This window comes from Pseudomonas sp. EMN2, from assembly GCF_009650555.1.
GTDB classification, from domain to species: Bacteria; Pseudomonadota; Gammaproteobacteria; order Pseudomonadales; family Pseudomonadaceae; genus Aquipseudomonas; species Aquipseudomonas sichuanensis.
The window spans coordinates 1-21,716 of sequence record NZ_VZZR01000065.1; the positions used below are offsets into that span (position 1 = coordinate 1).

Sequence of the window (21,716 nt, forward strand, 5' to 3'; positions counted from 1 at the left end):
TTTGGTTACTTTGGCCAAGACCAAAGTAACCCGCCGTAAGGGCGGAAAGGTGACTACGCGTCGACATCACAAATGAATACACATACAACTATCAAAACCAACAGATAACAAAACCCAAGAAACTTGAAACCATTAAGCAATAACTGCAACAACCTCCAAACTCCACCCCTACTTGCGCCGCTGCATCCAAGCCGCCCCCAACCCACTCAAACAAATCACCGAAATCCCCACCAAACTCATCCCATCCGGCACCTGCCCAAAAATCACCACCCCCAACAACCCCGCAAACACAATCTGGCAATAACTGAACGGCGCCAACAGCGCCGGCGCCGCATACCTGAACGCCTGCGTCAGCAGCAGATGTGCCGTCATCCCACACCCCCCCAGCGCCAGCATCAACAACGCATGCTGCCACTGCGGCACCTGCCAGAAAAACGGCACCAACGCACTCAGCACCAAGGTATTGCACAACCCCGCATAGAAGTTGCTGGTGGTCGGGCTGTCATGGGCCGCCAGCACCCGCGTCAGCAACTGATACGAACAGAACCCCAGCGCCGACCCCAGCGGAAACAGGATCGCCGGGGTAAACATCGCCCCGCCCGGATGCACCACCACCAGCACCCCGACAAACCCCATCACCACCGCCGCCCACTGGCCCGCCGTGACCCGCTCCTTGAGCAGCGGCACCGACAACGCGGTCACCAGCACCGGGGCCAGGAAGTTGACCGACGTCGCCTCGGCCAACGGCAAATACTGCAAACCGGCAGTGAACAACAGGCTGGTGCTGAGCAGGCTCAAGGCGCGCAGGGTCTGCAACAACGGGCGCCGGGTACGCAGCACCGCCATGCCGGCCTTGGGCAGGAAGATCCCCGCCATCAGCAGGGTATGCACCAGGTAACGGGCCCACACCACCATGATGATCGGGTAGATACCGCCGAGGAATTTCGACAACGCGTCGTGGCCGGCGAACAGGAAGGTGGCCACCACCACCAGGGTGATACCGCGCAGCGGCTGGTTGACTCCGGACAGCGGCGTACTGGAACTCATGGGGCTCTCGAGCGGTGGCCCCGGCCTTGCGCCCGGGCATCCGCGGATTCTAGAAGAGATCCCGGGCGATGAACATTGCCTGGGCCCAGGCTTCTGTACTGCCCGGTACATTTCGTTCGCTGATCGACCACTTTCCCCCTGCGCCCACTGGCAGCCATTCGCCGATGGCCGATCATGGCCGTCCACCTTTTTCCCTCAGTACAAGGAGTACCGCCATGCACAGGCTCACCACTCGCCACGGCCTCGACATGCCTGCCATCGGCCTGGGCACCTGGCCAATGACCGGCGCCGAGTGCACCCGCGCCGTGCACCAGGCGCTGGAGCTGGGCTACCGGCATATCGACACCGCCACGGCCTACAACAACGAAGCCGCCGTCGGCCAGGCCCTGCGTGACAGCAGCGTACCGCGCGAGGCCATTCACCTGACCACCAAGGTCTGGTGGGACCGCCTCGCCCCCCAGGCCATGCGCCAGTCCCTGGAAGACAGCCTGCGCGCCCTGGGCACCGAGCAGGTCGACCTGTTCCATATCCACTGGCCGGGCAAGGACTGGGACCTGGCGCGCAGCATCGAGACCTTGGTGGCGCTGCGCGACGAAGGCAAGGCGCGCTGCATCGGCGTGGCCAATTTCCCCCTCGGGCTGCTGCGTCAGGTGATCGAACAACTGGATGCCCCGCTGTCGGCGATCCAGGTCGAGTACCACGTGCTGCTCGACCAGACGCCGCTGCTCGAGTTCGCTCGCCAGCATGGCCTGGCCTTCACCGCCTACACCCCGCTGGCACGTGGCCAGGCTGCCGAACAACCGGCCATCCGCACCATCGCCGACAAACACGGCGTGCTGCCCAGCCAAGTGGCCTTGGCCTGGTTGCTTGAGCAATCCGGCGTGGCAGTGATCCCGAAAGCCAGCAGCCGTGAAAACCAACTGGCCAACCTGGCGGCGCTGGACCTGCGACTGGATGATGAGGACCGCGCACGCATCGCCGCGCTGGCGAAGGACCGGCGCCTGGTCAGCCCGGACTTCGCCCCGCAGTGGAACAGCTGAACATCCCCTTCAGATCGCCTGCACCGCCAGCAGCTCGGTGAGCACCTCGGCCAACGCCTTGACCATCACATCGGCCGTGGGCCGGTGCACGATCACGATCTCGTAGCTGTCCACCTCCGGCAGACCCTGCTCGCCCCCCAGCACCCGGTGCTCGCGGGTCGCCGCCCGCGGTGGCAGCAGGCTGATGCCCATGCCATCTGCCACTGCCGCCTGGATGCCGCTGAGGCTGGAGCTGGTGAAGCTGATCCGCCAGCGCCGGCCCATGCCCTCGATGGCGCTGATCATGTCGTCGCGGTACAGGCCCCGCGGCGGGAAGGTCACCAGCGGCACCGGGTCGAGTTCGAAGGCCGGCATCCGCGCGCTGTCGATCCATTGCAGGCGCTCTGGCCAGCAGGCCACGCCTTCGCGGCTGTTGCGCCGCTGCTTGAGCAGCACCAGGTCGAGCTCGCCGTTGTCGTAGGCCTGGCTGAGGTCGCGGCACAGCCCGCTGGTGACCTCCAGCTTGACCTGCGGGTGGCGCCGGCTGAAGGCCGACAGTGCATTGGTGGTGCGCCCGCCAACGAAGTCCTCCGGCACGCCCAGGCGCACGGTCATGCCGACCATGGCCCCGGCCAGCGCTTCGAGCATCTGGTCGTTCAGCGCCAGCATGTGCCGGGCGTAACCCAGCAGGGTCTGGCCGGCATCGGTAGGCAACACGTCGCGGTTACCGCGCACCAACAGGCGGTGGCCGACCATTTCTTCGAGGCGGCGGACTTTCTGGCTGATGGTCGATTGGGTGGAATGCAGGCGCGCCGCCGCAGTGGTGAAACTGCCGCAATCGGCCACCACGACAATGGCGCGCAGCAGGTCGAGGTCGAACAGGGCTCTATTCGATTTAACGCTGATGGACATCTTGGTATTCGACTTCTGAATGACAAGCCTGACTTCTATCACGCCCCTCCACGCCCGGCAACCATGCGCAAATCCACTGCCTGGCATCCAGAAAATTCACTTCTGGCGCCACGCGCAGTTACCTAGGATGAGCGCTCGTCCTGCCAGGAAACCCAGACCATGCGCCTGCCGATTGCCACCCTGCTGCTGGCCCTGCTCACCAGCCTTGCCGCTCACGCCGAGAGCCTGCCCATGAATACCCGCCTGATCGATGCCGCCCGCCTTGGCGACTTGCCCGCCATCCGCCAGGCACTCGCCCAGGGCGCTACCCTCGATGCCCGTGACGACCAAGGCCAGACCGCGCTGCTGGTGGCCACCCACGCCAACCAGGTCGCCGCTGCGCAGGTACTGATCGAGGCGGGTGCCGACGTCAATGCCAAGGACAACATCCACGACAGCCCCTACCTGTATGCCGGAGCCCGCGGCCTCGACGAAATACTGCGCCTTACCCTCGCCCATGGCGCCGACCTGAAAAGTACCAACCGCTATGGCGGCACCGCGCTGATTCCGGCGGCCGAGCGCGGCCATGTGCAGACCGTGCAGTTGCTGATCGATGCCGGGGTCGAAGTGAACCACCTCAACCGCCTGCACTGGACCGCGCTGCTGGAGGCGGTGATCCTCGGCGATGGTGGGCCGCGCCATGTGGAGATCGTGCGCCGGCTGCTGGCGGCCGGGGCCGACCCGGCGATTGCCGACAAGGATGGGGTGACGGCGCTGGAGCATGCGCGCCAGCGGGGGTATAGGGAAATGGAGGTGCTGCTGGCGCGTTGATTCGCTGTAGGCCCAATCGCCGGCAAGCCGGCTCCCACATGTACTGCACGGAAGCTGTAGGAGCGGCCGCGTCGACTTCAAGCCATTGGAGCAGCGCTGATCCGGCCCGTTACTCCACTACCTCGAACGGCAACCCCACATAGTTCTCGGCAATATTCACCAACCCCGCCTCGGAGCTGAGGAAATACTCACGGTCAGCCTCCTGCATCTTGCGGTCCCAGTCATCCTGATGCTCACCGAAATCATGCAGCAACTGGGTCATGAACCAACTGAAACGCTCGCCCTTCCACACCCGGCGCAAGGCCATGGGTGAATACTGGGCCAGCAGGTCGGTACGGCCTTCGCGGTACACCTTGAGCAGGATCCGGTACAGGTAGTTCACGTCCGAGGCCGCCAGGTTGAGGCCTTTGGCACCCGTGGGCGGGACGATATGCGCGGCATCACCGACCAGGAACAAACGGCCATGCTGCATGGGCTCGACCACCAGGCTGCGCAGCGGCGCGATGCTCTTTTCCAGGGCCGGGCCCGTCACCAGGTGCTCGGCCACCTCTTGCGGCAAGCGCGCCTTGAGCTCGCCCCAGAAGCGCGCATCCGACCAATCCTCGACCCGCTCCTGCAGCGGCACCTGCAGGTAGTAGCGGCTGCGGGTCTGCGAACGCTGGCTGCAGAGCACGAAACCGCGCTCGTGGTGGGCGTAGATCAGCTCATGGTTCACCGGCGGCGTATCGGCCAACAGCCCCAACCAGCCGAACGGGTAGACCCGTTCGTAGGTTTTGAGCACACCTTCGGGAATGCTTTGCCGGGCGACCCCGTGGAAGCCGTCGCAGCCGGCGATGTAGTCGCAGTCGATGCGCTGCGGCTGGCCATCCTTCTCGAACGTCAGGTAGGGCCGCGCGCCGTCGATGTCATGGGGCTGCACCTTGCTGGCTGAATAGATGATCGGCGCCCCGCTCTGCTCGCGGGCCTGCATCAGGTCACGGGTGACCTCGGTCTGGCCGTAGACCATTACTGTCTTGCCACCGGTCAGCGCCTTGAGGTCCAGGCGCTGGCGACGGCCACCGACCAGCAGTTCGACACCTTCGTGGACCAGCCCTTCACGGTCCATGCGCTCGCCGACCCCGGCCTCGCGCAGCAGATCGACGGTGCCCTGTTCGAGCACCCCGGCGCGAATGCGCCCAAGTACGTAGTCGGGGGTCTGGCGCTCGACGATCAGCGTGTCGATGCCGGCCTTGTGCAGCAATTGGCCCAGCAGCAGGCCGGACGGGCCTGCGCCGATGATTGCAACCTGAGTCTTCATTGTTGTTGTCTCTTTGTGCTGTTACGGTTCTCCTCTGCATTTTTACGAGCGTTTCAGGCCGAAAAAGTGTGTTATCCGCTATAAAACCTGCACTTTTACAAAAATCGTTCGATTAACGGACAAGACCATGCCCAGCCCTCTTTCCGGCGTTCCGCTGTTCCAGCTCTACGGCGAAAACCACGCCTGGCCCGACACCGACCTGCTGCACTGCGAGTCGATCCCGGCACGCAGCCGCCTGCACCACTGGGAGATCAAGGCGCACCGCCACGCCGAGCTGTTCCAGCTGCTGTACGTGCAGCGCGGCGAGGCGCAGGTGCAGATCGAGGGCGAGCGCAGCGTGATCCGCCAGGCGGCGATCCAGGTGGTACCGCCGCTGACCGTGCATGGCTTTCGTTTCAGTGCCGATATCCAGGGCCATGTGCTGACCTTCGGCACGGCGCTGGTGGCCGACCTCGAGCAACGCCTGGGCGCGCCATTGAGCGTACTGGCCGCGCCCGGCTGCTATCCGTTGGGCCAGGACCGCCTGCGCCTGCACACGTTGATCGACACGCTGCAACAGGAATACCAGGACAACGCCCCGGCACGGGCGGCGATGCTGCAAGCACTGGTCACCGCGCTGATGGTGTGGATCAGCCGCCAGCAGCAGGACCGTGCCCCGCGCACCCGTGGCGAGCGCGAGCAACAATTGCTTGGCCGCTATCTACGCCTGGTGGAGGCGCACTACCGCGAGCACCTGGCCGTGGAAACCTATGCCGCGCGTTTGGGCATCAGCAGCCTGCAGCTCAATCAGCTGTGTCGCGCCCTGGCCAACCAGACCGCACTGCAGGTGGTGCACCAGCGCCTGCTGCTCGAAGCCCGGCGCAACCTGTCGTACACGCGCATGAGCATCGGCCAGCTGTCCGACAGCCTGGGTTTCAGCGACCCCACCTACTTCGCCCGCTTCTTCAAGCGATTGAGCGGCCATACGCCCAACGCCTACCGCCGCGCCACGCAAAGTGAATAATCATTGCAGCCACGCAAAGAGCCAACTGCGTCGTTAAATATTATTGACCAAAACCCCCGCCAAACCCTTGTCACCCAAGGCTCCGAGACCTTCAAGCCCCCGAAAAACGGCGCCTCGGCGCCCTGCCACTCGTTTGACATATCGAACGGCTCTGGCAAGCTATCAGTCATGCCCCGACCGGCATCGCCCCTGAGGCGAGCCGGCAGTGCTCGAGGCTACAGGCTGCACCCATGGCCCCGCCGTGCGCCTGCACAACAACGACAGGCAAGACCTGTCCCAAGGTGACATATGTCCAACAGCAACATTGGCAACAAGCAACCTTCCCTGCGCAAACCCGTCGTCCTGATGACCATGGGCAGCCAAGAGCGCAAAGGCCATGACTATCAGGTCATGACCCACAAATACATCACCCCGCTGGTCGAGTTCTCCGGTTGCGTCCCGGTGCTGGTCCCCACCTGCTGCGGCAGCGACGACCTCGAGACGTACCTGGACATGGCCGACGGCGTCTACCTGACCGGTGCCGGCAGCAACATCGACCCGGCCCTGTACGGCCAGGAGAACCAGACCCCCGGCAAGGGCCAGGACCAGAACCGCGACCTGTTCGACATCCCGCTGGTCAAGGCGGCTATCAAGCGTGGCCTGCCGATCTTCGGCATCTGCCGTGGCATGCAGGAAATCAACGTGGCCCTGGGCGGCGACATCTACCAGAAGGTCTACGCCGAGCCTGGCTTCAACGACCACCGGGAAAACCCGGAAGATCCGGTCGAAGTGCAATACGCCCCGGTGCATGGGGTGAAGATCAAGCCGGGCAGCTGGCTGCACGACACCCTGGGTACCGACGAGATCCGCGTCAACTCGCTGCACGGCCAGGGCCTGCGCAAACTGGGCGCCGGTATCGAGCCGATTGCCCATGCCGAAGACGGCCTGGTCGAGGCGATCCACGCACCGAGCATTTCGCCCTTCCTGTTCGCGGTGCAGTGGCACCCTGAGTGGCAGGCGGCTAAGAACCCTGACTCGATCAAGATGTTCCAGGCCTTCGGCGACGCGTGCCGCGCCCAGGTCCGCAAGTCACAGGTCAAGCGCCATCAGGCAGCCTGATCCAGCAAAGCTTCGTTAGCTTTGATCGCGGGGCGGCGCAAGGTCGCCCCCGTTTCCCCGGTCACCCTCTGCTGGTCCCAGAACACTTCCCGTGGAAGCGGGCGGCGGGCTTGTGCCTGTCTCCGCGATCTTTTTTTCCTGCCTCCTGCATAGAGATACGATGACTACAAAGTGATTGTCGTAAGATCTTCTGCGCCTGTGAGATCGAGCGCCGCCCGCGCGGCGCATCGCTGGCAAGCCAGCTCTCACATCTGTTTCGGGCCAGTTACTCCTACAAGTTCATCACTGTCCGCCTTGTTGGTACGACGCGGTTTCAGCGTGGGCGTTGCCGCCGCCCCACATGACTCGAGGCATGCACCAAGGCAGGCGCCGGTACTTGCACAGGAATAATTGGCCCGAAACAAACTGTGGGAGCTGGCTTGCCAGCGATGCGCCGCTCGGGCGGCGCTCGATCTCCCAGCCAACAAACACCTGAAGGCGAACACCCCAACTCAAAAAATCTGCCCGAGGGGGACTAGTCATCGCGCAAGTTGTACGATAACTTACCTCCAACGCAGAACAACACCCTTCACCCAAGCGCCACAGGATGCCTACAACAATGACTCCACAAGAACTGCAATCCATCCTCTCCCACGGCCTGCTGTCTTTCCCGGTCACCGACTTCGACGCCCAGGGCGACTTCAACCCTGCCGGCTACGTCAAGCGCCTGGAATGGCTGGCCCCCTATGGCGCAAGCGCACTGTTCGCCGCCGGCGGCACCGGTGAGTTCTTCTCCCTGGCCGCCAGCGAGTACAGCCAGGTGATCAAGACCGCAGTCGACACCTGCGCCACCTCGGTACCGATCCTCGCCGGTGTCGGCGGCTCGACCCGCCAGGCCATCGAATACGCCAAGGAAGCCGAGCGCCTGGGCGCCAAAGGCCTGCTGCTGCTGCCGCACTACCTCACCGAAGCCAGCCAGGACGGCGTTGCCGCCCACGTCGAAGCAGTGTGCAAATCAGTGAACATCGGTGTGGTGGTGTACAACCGCAACGTCTGCCGCCTGAATGCCGACCTGCTGGAAAAGCTCGCCGAGCGCTGCCCGAACCTGATCGGCTACAAGGATGGCCTGGGCGATATCGAGCTGATGGTGTCGATCCGTCGCCGCCTGGGTGATCGTTTCAGCTACCTGGGTGGCCTGCCCACCGCCGAGGTGTATGCTGCCGCCTACAAGGCCCTCGGTGTGCCGGTGTACTCCTCGGCGGTGTTCAACTTCGTGCCCAAGACCGCGATGGACTTCTACCACGCCATCGCCCGTGACGATCACGCCACCGTCGGCAAGCTGATCGACGACTTCTTCCTGCCGTACCTGGACATCCGCAACCGCAAGGCCGGCTACGCCGTGAGCATCGTCAAGGCCGGTGCCAAGATCGCCGGCTACGACGCAGGCCCGGTGCGCACGCCGCTGACCGACCTGACCGCGCAAGAGTACGAGATGCTCGCCGCGCTGATGGACAAGATGGGGCCACAGACGCTGTAAGCCCCGATCGCCGACAAACCGGTTCCCACAGGGGCCGGCTTGTCGGCAATGGGCCGCAACGCGGTCCAGCGCCCTGCCCTGGCGCCAAACACAATCTGAAAGCCCGCACAAAAATAACTAGTGGGAGTAAGCAGCATGCAAGCGACGAAAAAGACGCATGTGCGCTACCTGATACTGTTGATGCTGTTCCTGGTGACCACCATCAACTACGCCGACCGCGCCACCATCGCCATCGCCGGCTCCAGCCTGCAAAAAGACCTTGGCATCGACGCGGTCACCCTCGGCTACATCTTCTCCGCCTTCGGCTGGGCCTACGTGGCCGGGCAAATCCCCGGTGGCTGGCTGCTCGACCGCTTCGGCTCGAAGAACGTCTACGCCTTCAGCATCTTCACCTGGTCGCTGTTCACCCTGCTGCAAGGTTTCGTCGGCGGTCTGCCGGTGGCCTGGGCGGTCGTGACCTTGTTCACCCTGCGCTTCCTGGTCGGTTTCGCCGAAGCCCCGTCGTTCCCGGGTAACGCCCGTGTCGTTGCGGCCTGGTTCCCAACCCAGGAGCGCGGCACCGCCTCGGCGATCTTCAACTCGGCGCAGTACTTCGCCACCGCCCTGTTCGCCCCGATCATGGGCTGGATCGTGTTCACCTTTGGCTGGGAGCACGTGTTCGTGGTGATGGGTGCCCTGGGCATCGTGTTCTCCGCAGTGTGGATGAAGACCATCTACAACCCGCGCCAGCACCCGCGCATCAGCGCCGAAGAACTCGAGCACATCGAGAACAACGGCGGCCTGGTGGACATGGACCAGAAGCGCGGCAACGACGGTCCAAAATGGGGCTACATCAAGCAGCTGCTGACCAGCCGCATGCTGCTGGGCGTGTACCTGGGCCAGTACTGCATCAACGCCATCACCTACTTCTTCCTCACCTGGTTCCCGGTGTACCTGGTGCAGGAACGCGGCATGACCATTCTCAAGGCCGGTTTCATCGCCTCGTTGCCGGCGATCTGCGGTTTCATCGGTGGCGTGCTCGGCGGTGTGCTGTCGGACTGGCTGCTGCGCCGCGGCAACTCGCTGACCTTCTCGCGCAAGCTGCCGATCGTCTGTGGCCTGTTGCTGTCGACCACCATGGTGTTCTGCAACTACGTCGACGCCGAATGGATGGTGGTGGGCTTCATGACCCTGGCCTTCTTCGGCAAAGGCATCGGCGCGCTGGGCTGGGCCGTGGTGGCCGACACCTCGCCCAAGCAGATCGCCGGCCTGTCGGGTGGTTTGTTCAACACCTTCGGCAACATCGCCTCGATCACCACACCGATCGTCATCGGCTACATCATCAGTGCTACCGGTTCGTTCAAGTGGGCGCTGGTGTACGTCGGCGCCAACGCCCTGGTGGCGGTGTTCAGCTACCTGGTGATCGTCGGCCCGATCAAGCGCATCGAGCTCAAGGACGGCCCAAAGGAAGAACCCGCGCCAACCGCTGAACTTGCAGGTTCGCGCCACTGAGTGAAAGCCCCCGGCGCCCGTGCATGTGGCGCCAGCGGCCGTATGAACGCCTGAGAGAAATAACCAGAAGGGCCTGACCATGCAGTTGATCGAACATTCCGAGTCGCCCCGCTACGTCCGCCTGCACGATGACGACAACGTCGTGGTGGTGGTGAACGACGGCGGCCTGGGCGAAGGCGCCCGTTTCGCCGACGGCCTGACCTTGGTCGAAGGCGTGCCGCAGAGCCACAAGGTGGCCACCGTCGATATCCAGCCCGGTGCCCCTGTGCGCCGTTACGGCCAGGTCATCGGCTATGCCCGCGAATTGCTGCGGCAAGGCAGCTGGGTCAAGGAAGATCAGCTGGACATGCCGGCCGCGCCCGAGCTCGACAGCCTGCCGCGCTGCGACGCCGTGCCCGCCGCCCTGCCGCCCCTCGAAGGCTTCACCTTCGAGGGCTACCGCAACGCCGACGGCACCGTCGGCACCCGCAACATCCTCGGCATCACCACCACCGTGCAGTGCGTGACCGGTGTGCTCGATCACGCGGTCAAGCGCATCCGCACCGAGCTGCTGCCCAAGTACCCCAACGTCGATGACGTGGTCGCCCTCACCCACAGCTACGGCTGCGGCGTGGCGATCAACGCCCGCGACGCCTACATCCCGATCCGCACCGTGCGCAACCTGGCGCGCAACCCCAACCTGGGCGGCGAAGCGCTGGTGATCAGCCTGGGCTGCGAAAAACTCCAGGCCGGCCAGGTGATGCACGAAGGCGACCCCTCGGTGGACCTCAGCGAGCCGTGGCTGTATCGCCTGCAGGACGCCTCGCTGGGCTTCGTCGAGATGATCGAGCAGATCATGCAACTGGCCGAAACCCGTCTGAAAAAACTCGACCAGCGCCGCCGCGAGACGGTACCGGCCAGCGAGCTGATCCTCGGCATGCAGTGCGGCGGCAGCGATGCGTTTTCCGGCATCACCGCCAACCCGGCGCTGGGCTATGCCGCCGACCTGCTGGTGCGCGCCGGGGCCACGGTACTGTTCTCGGAAGTCACCGAAGTGCGCGACGCCATCTACATGCTCACCTCCCGCGCCGAAACGCCAGAGGTGGCCGAAGCGCTGGTGCGCGAGATGGACTGGTACGACCGCTACCTGCAACAGGGCGCCGCCGACCGCAGCGCCAATACCACGCCGGGCAACAAGAAAGGCGGATTGTCGAACATCGTCGAGAAGTCCCTGGGCTCGATCGTGAAGTCCGGCAGCGGCGCCATCCAGGGCGTGCTCGGCCCGGGCGAGCGGGTGACGCGCAAGGGCCTGATCTTCTGCGCCACCCCGGCCAGCGATTTCGTCTGCGGCACCCTGCAGCTGGCCGCCGGCATGAACCTGCACGTGTTCACCACCGGGCGCGGCACGCCCTACGGCCTGGCCATGGCGCCGGTGGTCAAGGTGTGCACCCGCACCGAGCTGGCCCAGCGCTGGCCCGACCTGATCGACATCGACGCCGGGCGCATCGCCACCGGCCGCTCGAGCATCGAGGAGCTGGGCTGGGAGCTGTTCCGCTATTACCTGGACGTGGCCAGCGGCCGCAAGCAGACCTGGGCCGAGCAACACGGGCTGCACAACGACATCACCCTGTTCAACCCGGCCCCGATTACCTGATGCGCCCCTGTGGGAGCGGGTTCACCCGCGAACACCGGCGAAGCCGGTGCCATGCACCGTGTCGCCTGTTTCGCGGGTAAACCCGCTCCCACAGCGGCCAAGCAAACCTGCCCCAATAGCACTCTTCCTTCAGCGACTACAGGAGCACCCCATGCCTGAGATCCTCGGCCACAACTTCATCGCAGGCCAACGCAGCGCCGCCGGCACCCAGCGCCTGCAGAGCCTGGACGCCACCAGCGGCGAAGCCCTGCCCTACAGCTTTGCCCAAGCCACCGAAAGCGAAGTCGACCAGGCCGCCAACGCCGCCAAGGCTGCCTTCGCCGAGTTCCGCCAACTGCCCCCGGCACGCCGCGCTGAATTCCTCGACGCCATCGCCGCCGAGCTTGACGAGCTGGACGACAGCTTCGTCGCCATCGTCTGCCGTGAAACCGCCCTGCCCGCCGCCCGCATCCAGGGCGAGCGCGGCCGTACCAGCGGCCAGATGCGCCTGTTCGCCCAGGTGCTGCGCCGCGGCGACTACCTTGGCGCACGCATCGACCTGGCCCTGCCCGAGCGCCAGCCGCTGCCACGGGTCGACCTGCGCCAGATGCGCATCGGCGTCGGCCCGGTGGCGGTGTTCGGTGCCAGCAACTTCCCGCTGGCCTTCTCCACCGCCGGTGGCGACACCGCCGCCGCCCTGGCCGCCGGTTGCCCGGTGGTGTTCAAGGCCCACAGCGGCCACATGGCCACCGCCGACCTGGTCGGCTGCGCCATCGAGCGCGCCGCCGCACGCACGGGCATGCCCAAGGGCGTGTTCAACATGGTCTTCGGTGGCGGTGTCGGCGAATGGCTGGTCAAGCACCCAGCTATCCAGGCCGTCGGTTTCACCGGTTCGCTCAAAGGCGGTGACGCCCTGTGCCGCATGGCCGCAGAACGCCCGCAGCCGATCCCGGTATTCGCCGAGATGTCCAGCATCAACCCGGTAATTATCCTGCCAGGCGCCCTGGCCAAGCGTGGCGAGGCCATCGCCCGTGAGCTGGCCGGTTCGGTATGCATGGGTGCAGGCCAGTTCTGCACCAACCCGGGCATGGTCATCGGCCTGCAATCGCCGCAGTTCAGCCAACTGCTGGCTGACCTCGGCCAGCACCTGGACGCCCAGGCCGGCCAGACCATGCTCAATGCGGGCGGCCTGCGCAGCTACGTTGGCGGCCTGGAACACCTGCACGCCCACGCCGGCATCCAGCACCTGGCCGGCCAGGCCCAAGAAGGCAGCCAGGCCCGCGCCCAGCTGTTCAAGGCCGACGCCCGCCTGCTGGTGGAGTCCGACCCGCTGCTGCAGGAAGAAGTGTTCGGCCCGACCACCGTGGCCGTGGAAGTCACCGGCAACGAGCAACTGCGCGCCGCCCTGCTCGGCCTGCGTGGTCAGCTCACCGCCACGTTGATTGGCGAGCCGGAGGACTTCGAAGCCTTCGCCTGGCTGGTGCCGCTGCTGGAGGAGAAAGTCGGCCGCATCCTGGTCAACGGTTACCCGACCGGTGTCGAGGTGTGCGATGCAATGGTCCACGGCGGCCCTTACCCGGCCACCTCCGATGCCCGTGGCACCTCGGTCGGCACCCTGGCCATCGACCGTTTCCTGCGCCCGGTGTGCTACCAGAACTACCCGCAGGCGCTGCTGCCTGAAGCCCTGCGCGACGGCAACCCGCTGGGGCTGCGCCGCCTGGTCAATGGCCAGTGGAGCGACGCGGCGATCTGATCAGCTGGATGCAATGCAGATAAATCAAATGGGGCCGCTCTGCGGCCCTTCGCGGGTAAGCCCACTCCCACAGGTACTGCAAGCGCAAATTCTGTGGGAGCGGGCTTACCCGCGAAGGGCTGCGGAGCAGCCCCATTGGTTTAGATCCAGCAGCGTTGGCGATCAGGCGATCGCCGCGTCCACCAGCACCTGGGCTTCTTCCACCAGGCGCTTGAGGTGCGCCTCGTCGATGAAGCTTTCGGCGTAGATCTTGTAGATGTCCTCGGTGCCGGACGGCCGCGCGGCGAACCAGCCGTTGGCGGTCATCACTTTCAGGCCGCCGATGGCCTGGTTGTTGCCCGGGGCATGGCTGAGGATCTGCTCGATCGGCTCACCGGCCAGCTCGGTGGACTTGACCTGCTCCGGCGCCAGCTTGCTCAGCGCCGCCTTCTGCCGCAGGTCGGCCTTGGCCTCGACACGGGTCGCGAAGGGTTTGCCCAGTTTTGCGGTGAGATCGGCGTAGATCTGGCTCGGATTACGGCCCGTACGGGCGGTCATCTCGGCGGCCAGCAAGGCCGGGATCAGGCCGTCCTTGTCAGTGGCCCAGACCGAGCCGTCCTTACGCAGGAACGAGGCACCGGCGCTTTCTTCGCCACCGAAGCCCAAGGAGCCGTCGAACAGGCCCGGGGCAAAGAACTTGAAGCCCACCGGCACTTCGTACAGCTCACGGCCCAGCGCGGCAGTGACGCGGTCGATCAGGCCGCTGGAGACCACGGTCTTGCCGACGGCCGCGTCTTTGCGCCACTGCGGGCGGTTGCGGTACAGGTAGTCGATGGCCACGGCCAGGTAGTTGTTCGGTTGCAGCAGGCCGTCGGCGGTGACGATGCCGTGGCGGTCGTGGTCCGGGTCGCAGGCGAAGGCCACGTCAAAACGCTCGCGCAGGCCGATCAGGCCCTGCATGGCATACGGCGAGGACGGGTCCATGCGGATCTGGCCGTCCCAGTCGACGCACATGAAGCGGAACGTCGGGTCGACCTCGGTGTTCACCACTTCCAGGTTCAGCTGGTAGCGCTCGGCGATGGCCGACCAGTAGCGCACTCCGGCACCGCCCAGCGGGTCGACGCCCAGGCGCAGGTTGGCGCCGCGGATCACGTCGAAGTCGATGACGTTTTCCAGGTCGGCGACATAACTGCTCACGTAGTCATGCCGCTGGGTGGTCGCGGCCTCAAGTGCCTGCTGGTAGTCCATACGTTTGACCCCGGCCAGGTTGGCCGCCAGCAGTTCGTTGGCCTTGGCCTCGATCCACTTGGTCACGTCGCTGTCGGCCGGGCCGCCATTGGGTGGGTTGTACTTGAAGCCGCCGCTCTGTGGCGGGTTGTGCGACGGCGTGATGACGATGCCGTCAGCCAGTTGCTGTGTACGGCCACGGTTGTGGCAGAGGATGGCGTGGGACACCGCGGGCGTTGGGGTGTACTCGTCGTCCTTGCTCAGCCGTACCTGCACGCCGTTGGCGGCCAGCACTTCCAGCGCGCTGGCGGCGGCCGGGGCGGACAGCGCGTGGGTGTCGGCGCCGATGAACAGCGGGCCGTCGATGCCCTTTTCCTGGCGGTACAGGCAGATGGCCTGGGTGATGGCCAGCACGTGATGCTCGTTGAAGCTCAGCTCGAACGAGCTGCCCCGGTGCCCCGAGGTGCCGAAGGCCACGCGCTGGGCCGCCACGGCGGCGTCGGGGCGGCCGGTGTAGTAGGCGGTCAACAGCCGGGGAATATCGACCAGCACGCTGGCCGGAGCCAGCTTGCCTGCCAAAGGACTGAGCGTCATGCAAAACCTCGAAAGCAACGAATGTTGGGGTTGGAACGCGAAGTGTACTGGGAGTTTCAACGCCAGGCGATGGGCGCGTTCAGGCGTATCGCCACCAACGGGGAAACATCTGCCGCACCCGGGGTTCGGCGAAGCGCTCGTCGATCAGCAGCAGCACGCCACGGTCCTGGTCGCCACGGATCACCCGGCCGGCGGCCTGGATGACTTTGCGTACACCCGGGTACAGGTAGGCGTAGTCGAAACCGGCACCGAACTGACGCCCCAGGCGCTGCTTGAACTGCTCGTTGACCGGGTTGACCTGGGGCAGGCCCAGGGTGGCGACGAAGGCGCCGATCAGCCGTGTTCCCGGCAGGTCGACACCCTCGCCGAAGGCACCGCCGAGCACGGCAAAACCAACGCCCTGCCCGTCAGCCACAAACCGCGCGAGGAAGGCCTCGCGCCCGGCCTCGTCCATGCCCGGCGCCTGGCGCCACTGGGGCAGCCCGGGGTGGCGTTCGGCCAATAGCCGAGCGACCTGCTCGAGGTATTCGAAGCTGCTGAAAAACGCCAGGTAATTGCCAGGTTGACGCGCGTACTGCGCAGCGATCAGCTCGACGATCGGCGCCAGCGAGGCCTGGCGCTGCTGGTAACGGGTGGACACTTCACTGACGATGCGCACTTCCAGCTGCTCGGCGCGAAACGGTGCGGCCACTTCCAGCCAGGCGGTGTCGGCCGGCATGCCCAGCAGGTCGCTGTAGTAGTGCCGCGGGTTGAGCGTGGCGGAGAACAGCGTGACGCTGCGCGCGGCACTCATCCGCGGACCGAGCAACCGGGCCGGCACCACGTTGCGCAGGCACAGGGTGGCCAGGCGCCGGCCGCGCGGACCATTGCGCTGGCTGATATCGAACAGGAAGTGCTCATCGAACAACTCGGCGATACGGCTGAACTGCAATGCCTGGTAGAAGAACTCCAGCACCTTGGGCTCCACTTCGGCGGGTGCCTGGTTCATGCGCTCCTGGATCAGCCCGATGCACTGCGCCAGCGCACGCAGAAATCCATCGGGCAGCTGCTCGCCGGCCTGGTACGGCGCCACTTGCGCCTTGTACAGCGCATTCCACTGGCGGTTGAGCCGATCCAGCGCGCTGCCAAGGCCCGCCGGCTTGGCCTGGCGCAGCGCCTGCAACTGGCCTTGGTCGAGGCTGGCGCTGTACATCTGCCGGCCGCGCTCGACCAGGTTGTGCGCTTCGTCCACCAGCACTGCCGTGCGCCACTGGTTGGCCTGGGCCAGGCCGAACAACAGCGCATGGGCGTCGAAGTAGTAGTTGTAGTCGGCCACCAGCAGGTCGACCCAGCGCGCCATTTCCTGGCCGAGGTAATACGGGCACACCTGGTGTGCCTGGGCCACCTCGCGCAGGGCTGCGAGGTCGAGCAACGGCACTGCCGCTGCTGCCTCACGCGCCGCGGGCAGGCGGTCGTAGAAACCTTTGGCCAAAGGACAGGACTCGCCATGGCAGGCGTTTTCGGGGTACTCGCAGGCCTTGTCGCGAGCGATCAGCTCCAGGGTGCGCAGGGCCGGTTGGGTGCCGTCAGCGGTAAGCTGGCGCAGGGCATCCAGGGCCAGCGCCCGGCCCGGGGTCTTGGCGGTGAGGAAATACAGCTTGTCCAACTGCTGCGGCACCACGGCCTTGAGCAGCGGGAACAGGGTGCCGAGGGTCTTGCCGATGCCGGTGCTGGCCTGGGCCATCAGGCAGCGGCCGGTGCTCACCGCCTTGTACAGGGTTTCGGCCAACTGGCGCTGACCTTGGCGCAGTTCGGGGTAAGGGAACGCCAACGCCTGCAAGCCACGGTTGCGCTCGGCCAGGCGCTGCTCCTGAGCCCTTGCCCAGGCGAGAAAGCGCTGGCACTGGGCTTCGAAGAACTGCTGCAGATCGGCGGCGCTGTGGCGCTCGCTGATAACCGTCTGGCTGTCGCTGTCGATATCCAGGTAGACCAGCGCCACCTCGATGTCCGTCAGCTGCCGCGCCTGGCACAGCAACCAGGCATACACCTTGGCCTGGGCCCAGTGCAGCTGGCGGTGGTTGTCGGGCTGGCGGGCCAGGTCGCCACGGTGGGTCTTGATCTCCTCCAGGCGGTTGCCTGCCGGGTCGTAGCCATCGGCGCGGCCGCGCACACGCAGGCCCTGGTACTCGCCCTCCAACGCCACTTCGGCCTCGTAGCCGGCAGCACGCCGAGCCACCACCCGGCGATGGCCGGCGATCCCCTCCTGGGCAGTCGGTGACGGGGTGAAGCGCAGGTCGAGGTCGCCCACCTTGGCGCTGAACTCGCAAAGCGCGCGTACCGCTACCGTGTAGCTCATGGCGCCGACTGCCAGCGCACATGGCAGACCACCACCGGCAGCCCGTGCTCCTTGCAGAACGCCAGCCAGCGCAGTTGGCTGTCCTGCAGGCGGTCACCCGGGCCCTTGACCTCGACCATGCGATAGCGCCCCTCGTCGGGCCAGAACTGGATCAGGTCGGGCATGCCCGCGCGGTTGTTGCGGATATCCTGCAACAGGCGCACAAAGCAGGCTTTCAAGTGCGTGGCGGGCAGGCACGTCAGGGCCTGCTCGAGCAGCGCTTCATCGAGCATCTGCCAGAACACGAAAGGCGACTGCAGGCCCTGCTTGGCGCTGAAGCAGTCGCGGATCGCCTGCCCATGGCTGCCATCGTCGAGCCGCCCCAGGCACTGCTCGAACAGCGCCGCCCGCCGTTGCTGGAAGTCGCCATCGTGCAGGTCTTGCGGCCCGCTCTGGAACGGGTGGAAGAACGCCCCTGGCAACGGGGCGAAGATGGCGTCCCAGCAGAGCAGGCCGAACAGGCTGTTGAACAGGGTGTTCTCGACGTAGTGGGCCACGCCGCCGCTTTGTTCCAGATGCCGGCGGACCGCCTCCTCCACCCCGAAAACCGCAAGCTCGGCCGGCAGTTCCAGCTCGATCACCTGCACTGCATCGCTGCGTCGACGGGGTTGCGCCGGCCCGCCAAGCTTGCGCGCCAGGCGCGGCAGCATGCGCTCCAGGGCCTGACGCTCGAGCGGGTTGGCCGGCGCCGCCGCCATGTCGGCCGCCAGCGCGTGCGCCTGCGGCCACTGCTCGCTGCGCTCGAACACCCGCACCTGGCGGATACGCGCCTCGGGGTGGGCGCAATCGCCATACACCTGCAGCGCCAGGTCCCATTCGCCTAAGCGCTCGCAGTGCTGCCCGAGATTGAACAGCAACCGTGCACGCCGCCGGGCCAGCCAGGGGTTGTCGCTGCCCAGCCCGTCGAGCGTCGCCAGCAGCGTGGCGGGCGCCTCGCCCTGCTCCAGGCGTTCGCCACATTGGTGCAGGGCCATGGCCAGCTCGACCTCGCTGCGCTGGCGCAGGGCCCGTGAGTCTTCGGCGAAGGCCACCTGCTCGTAGCGCAGCAGCCCAAGGTCGGCGAGGACGAACTCCGACCAGTCCTGGTAGAGATTGCCGAAAAACAGCAGGCGCAGGCGGTCGCACAGCGGCTGCAAGCGCCAGTGGATGATCTGTGCAGGGCAATCGGGGTACCACGCGGCGAGCGAACGCGGCGCCAGTTGCAAGGCCTGCAACTGCGCCAGCAGTTCGGCCTTGCCCGCCTTGGGCCGGCCCAGTTGCCCGGCAAAACACTGCAGTGCCTCGTCCTTGCGCAGCAGCGGCCACAACTGCTCCAGCGTCAGCGGCGCCTCGGCATCGACCCAGCCCAGGCCCAGCAAGGGGACCAGGGCGCTGTCGGTATCGCCGATCTCGTCGTAGTTCAGTTTGTCGCTGCGAAACAGCTCACCCTTGCGCATGACCATGCGTACCAACAGGGCCTGGGCAGGCACCGGCAAGCCGGCGAAGGCGCGGATGAACCCGTGCTCGTGGGCATCGAGCAGGTCGGTGTAACGCTGTTCGACCCAGTTCAGCACCTGGCGGAAGTTGTGCAGGTAATAGAAGGGATCGTCGACGGAATGGGCAATCACGGTACGGGATCGGGCGCGGGAAATGGATACTGGTTATACATACAGACTCCAGGACCAGGCAAGTGCCGTGGGTCGCGCGAGCAAAATCCCGAGCCCCACCCTGTAAATCATTTGTTCACGATCAGCACCTGTTCGAGACGTTCGGCCGCAAGCGCCAGGAAGCAACGCGTCTTAGCTGGCAGTCTACCTTGGTGTGCATAGAGCAAGTTCACCGGAGATGGCGTGGGTTCGTACTCCCTCAACAGGCGGACCAGTGAGTTCTGCGCGAACTGTGAAGCGGCCTGATAGCAAAGCACTCGGGTGATGCCCAGGCCATTCGTGGCGGCGGCCACCGCAGTATCGGCTGTGTTCACGGATAAGCGAGAACGGATCGGCACCCGTGTCGTGCCCTTGGCGCTGGAAAACGACCATGCCTGTGGTGATGTGAGGCCGGAGAAGGTCACGCACTCATGATTACGCAGATCGGAGGGGACCTTCGGTGTCCCATGCTGCTTAAGGTATGCGGGGCTGGCGCACACCACCGTGGTGATCTCCCCTACCTGCCGGGCTGTCAAACCGCTGTCGGGCAGAGTGCCAATGCGCACGGCCACATCGATGTTCTCCTCCAACAGGTTCGCGTTGCTGTCGCTGAGCACCAGGCGAACATCCATATCGTCGGACCGATTCAAGAGCTCCGTGACAATCGGCAGCACATGCTCGCGCCCGAACATCAATGGTGCGGCGATGACCAGTTCGCCCCGCGGATTCATGCTGCCGCCGATCGCTGCTCTTTCGGCCTCGGCCACACGGTCCAAGATCTCGCGAGACGCGCTCAGATAATCACGACCCGCATCCGTTAACGTCAATTGTCGCGTCGACCGGGTCATCAACCTCACACCCAGGTGAGCCTCCAGATCAGCAAGTTTTCGGCTGACCGAAGGAAGTGGCATGCGCAGTCGCCGCCCTGCGGCTGAAAGGCTTCCTTCATCTGCGGCAGCGACGAAGACACCCATGGCTTCGATCCGATCCATAATTTCATATTCCGAGATACTTACTTGTTAATCGGCAGTCTAGTTCTCCAGATTGAGAGTGTCTACATTGCGCTGGCCAAGGTTCTCTCGGCACCGTTTTTCTCACGACGACCTGGAAATACTGGAAAACCTCGATGACTGACAAAACATTACAGCTTGATGGCGAGCTGCTAGACCTTGATACCGAGGCGCCAGCCAGGTGGAGCCTGAAAACCTGGTTCGCAGTCAGTTCCATGGCGGCTACCAGCTTCGCTCTGGTGTCCGCCGAGTTTTTGCCGGCGGGCCTGTTGACGCCCATGGCACGCGATCTCGGCATCAGTGAGGGAACGGCAGGCCAGGTCGTCACGGCCACAGCATCTGTCGGCGCCGTCATGGCGCTGTTGAGCAATGTGCTGATCGGCAGATTGAACCGCAAGACAGTACTGATCGGCCTCATGGCCCTGGCTATCCTCTCCAACCTGCTGGCGGCTTTGGGCACCGAGTTCTGGCAGATCTTGATCGGCCGGGCCGGGCTGGGGATCGCCCTCAGTGGATTCTGGGCGCTTTCATTCGCCGTCGTCGCGCGGCTGGTGGGCACCAACGCGACGGGTCGAGGGATGTCTATCGTCACCCTCGGTGTTTCACTCGCCACCATTGCCGCGCCATCGATGGGGGCATTGATCAGCGACTGGTTGGGCTGGCGCAGCGCCATGGCGATGACTGCTGGGCTTGCCTTGCTGGCGATGGTCATGCAGTGGCTCGCCCTGCCAGCACTGCCCGCATCCACCAGCAACAGCCTTGGCGATGTCCTGGGGCTGACACGCAGGCGCGGCATTCAGCTCGGCATGCTGGTGATCCTTTTGCTGATGACCGGACATTTTGCGGGCTCGGTCTATCTGCGCCCCTTCTTCGAACAGATTACTCATCTTGAAACCGGGCCGATTGCCCTTGCGCTGCTCGGTTTTGGTATCGCCGCAGTGGTGGGTAACGTTGCAGGTGGCCGTATGGCCGACACCAATATCCACACAGCTGTCATGTCCACCGCAGTGCTGATGGCGTTTGCGGCACTCGCGTTGGTCATTTGGGGCATGCGCCTGGACGTTGCCTTCGCCTTCGCTGCATTGTGGGGCCTGGCTTTCGGCATGGCGCCGGTGGTGCTTCCGATCAACCTGTCCCGCGCCGCGCCCGACTCACTGGAGGCAGCGGGGAGTTTGATGATCACCTCCTTCCAGATCGCCATCACGACTGGCGCGGTTGTCGGCGGCTATGTCGTGGACACCTATGGCGCCATGGGGCCTATCACACTGACTGCCATTCTTGCTTCGTTGACTGTCGGACTGACGCTGCTGCAACCCCGCAAATAGTCTGTTCCTGTGCACGGGTTAAAG

Annotated in this window: 16 protein-coding genes; 9 read left to right on the forward strand and 7 right to left on the reverse strand. The window is 65.1% G+C overall.

Annotated elements, in window-relative coordinates; genetic code table 11:
• Positions 1 to 168: 168 nt before the first annotated feature.
• Positions 169 to 1,047 (reverse strand): DMT family transporter, encoded by an 879-nt coding sequence (locus tag F6X61_RS19070; RefSeq protein ID WP_153787932.1) that lies wholly within the window; start codon positions 1,045 to 1,047, stop codon positions 169 to 171.
• Positions 1,048 to 1,262: 215 nt separating this feature from the next.
• Here F6X61_RS19070 and F6X61_RS19075 point away from each other — a divergent pair, with 215 nt between their 5' ends.
• On the forward strand, positions 1,263 to 2,087 hold the full coding sequence (locus F6X61_RS19075; protein WP_153787933.1) for an aldo/keto reductase: 825 nt from the start codon (positions 1,263 to 1,265) through the stop codon (positions 2,085 to 2,087).
• 9 nt (positions 2,088 to 2,096) lie between these two features.
• On the opposite strand, the gene F6X61_RS19080 is transcribed toward F6X61_RS19075, so the two are convergent.
• Entirely contained in the window at positions 2,097 to 2,978 is an 882-nt protein-coding gene (locus tag F6X61_RS19080) for a LysR substrate-binding domain-containing protein (RefSeq protein ID WP_110996210.1), read from the reverse strand.
• 159 nt (positions 2,979 to 3,137) lie between these two features.
• Between F6X61_RS19080 and F6X61_RS19085 the strand changes: the two genes are divergently transcribed.
• Positions 3,138 to 3,788 carry an ankyrin repeat domain-containing protein gene (locus F6X61_RS19085; protein WP_153787934.1) on the forward strand — a complete coding sequence of 217 codons (651 nt, stop codon included), beginning with the start codon at positions 3,138 to 3,140 and terminating at the stop codon, positions 3,786 to 3,788.
• A gap of 109 nt (positions 3,789 to 3,897) precedes the next feature.
• Here F6X61_RS19085 and pobA read toward each other — a convergent pair whose 3' ends face one another.
• Complete coding sequence (gene pobA / locus F6X61_RS19090; protein ID WP_153787935.1) at positions 3,898 to 5,085, reverse strand: 4-hydroxybenzoate 3-monooxygenase; 1,188 nt, start codon at positions 5,083 to 5,085, stop codon at positions 3,898 to 3,900.
• Between the two features lie 127 nt (positions 5,086 to 5,212).
• Between pobA and F6X61_RS19095 the strand changes: the two genes are divergently transcribed.
• From F6X61_RS19095 to F6X61_RS19120, 6 genes are all read left to right on the forward strand, one after another.
• Positions 5,213 to 6,088, forward strand: a complete 876-nt coding sequence (locus tag F6X61_RS19095) for a helix-turn-helix domain-containing protein (protein WP_153787936.1) — start codon at positions 5,213 to 5,215, stop codon at positions 6,086 to 6,088.
• 288 nt (positions 6,089 to 6,376) lie between these two features.
• Positions 6,377 to 7,186 carry a gamma-glutamyl-gamma-aminobutyrate hydrolase family protein gene (locus F6X61_RS19100; protein WP_153787937.1) on the forward strand — a complete coding sequence of 270 codons (810 nt, stop codon included), beginning with the start codon at positions 6,377 to 6,379 and terminating at the stop codon, positions 7,184 to 7,186.
• A gap of 598 nt (positions 7,187 to 7,784) precedes the next feature.
• Entirely contained in the window at positions 7,785 to 8,702 is a 918-nt protein-coding gene (gene kdgD / locus F6X61_RS19105) for a 5-dehydro-4-deoxyglucarate dehydratase (RefSeq protein WP_153787938.1), read from the forward strand.
• Between the two features lie 135 nt (positions 8,703 to 8,837).
• Positions 8,838 to 10,193 carry an MFS transporter gene (locus F6X61_RS19110; RefSeq protein WP_153787939.1) on the forward strand — a complete coding sequence of 452 codons (1,356 nt, stop codon included), beginning with the start codon at positions 8,838 to 8,840 and terminating at the stop codon, positions 10,191 to 10,193.
• Positions 10,194 to 10,272: 79 nt separating this feature from the next.
• Positions 10,273 to 11,826, forward strand: coding sequence for a galactarate dehydratase (garD, locus tag F6X61_RS19115; protein ID WP_153787940.1), 1,554 nt, complete (start codon positions 10,273 to 10,275; stop codon positions 11,824 to 11,826).
• Positions 11,827 to 11,977: 151 nt separating this feature from the next.
• Entirely contained in the window at positions 11,978 to 13,558 is a 1,581-nt protein-coding gene (locus F6X61_RS19120) for an aldehyde dehydrogenase (NADP(+)) (protein WP_153787941.1), read from the forward strand.
• Between the two features lie 162 nt (positions 13,559 to 13,720).
• Here F6X61_RS19120 and pgm read toward each other — a convergent pair whose 3' ends face one another.
• The 4 genes from pgm to F6X61_RS19140 all read right to left on the reverse strand — a co-directional run bounded on the left by pgm (position 13,721) and on the right by F6X61_RS19140 (position 20,349).
• On the reverse strand, positions 13,721 to 15,358 hold the full coding sequence (gene pgm, locus F6X61_RS19125) for a phosphoglucomutase (alpha-D-glucose-1,6-bisphosphate-dependent) (protein WP_153787942.1): 1,638 nt from the start codon (positions 15,356 to 15,358) through the stop codon (positions 13,721 to 13,723).
• A 79-nt stretch (positions 15,359 to 15,437) separates the two neighbouring features.
• Positions 15,438 to 17,693, reverse strand: coding sequence for an ATP-dependent DNA helicase (locus tag F6X61_RS19130; RefSeq protein ID WP_153787943.1), 2,256 nt, complete (start codon positions 17,691 to 17,693; stop codon positions 15,438 to 15,440).
• Complete coding sequence (locus tag F6X61_RS19135; protein ID WP_153787944.1) at positions 17,690 to 19,339, reverse strand: VRR-NUC domain-containing protein; 1,650 nt, start codon at positions 19,337 to 19,339, stop codon at positions 17,690 to 17,692. The genes F6X61_RS19130 and F6X61_RS19135 overlap by 4 nt, the downstream gene beginning before the upstream one ends.
• A 107-nt stretch (positions 19,340 to 19,446) precedes the next feature.
• Positions 19,447 to 20,349, reverse strand: a complete 903-nt coding sequence (locus tag F6X61_RS19140) for a LysR family transcriptional regulator (protein WP_153787945.1) — start codon at positions 20,347 to 20,349, stop codon at positions 19,447 to 19,449.
• 134 nt (positions 20,350 to 20,483) lie between these two features.
• Here F6X61_RS19140 and F6X61_RS19145 point away from each other — a divergent pair, with 134 nt between their 5' ends.
• The gene (locus F6X61_RS19145) at positions 20,484 to 21,692 is read left to right on the forward strand and encodes an MFS transporter (RefSeq protein WP_153787946.1); all 1,209 of its coding nucleotides are present in this window, start codon (positions 20,484 to 20,486) and stop codon (positions 21,690 to 21,692) included.
• Positions 21,693 to 21,716: the final 24 nt, after the last annotated feature.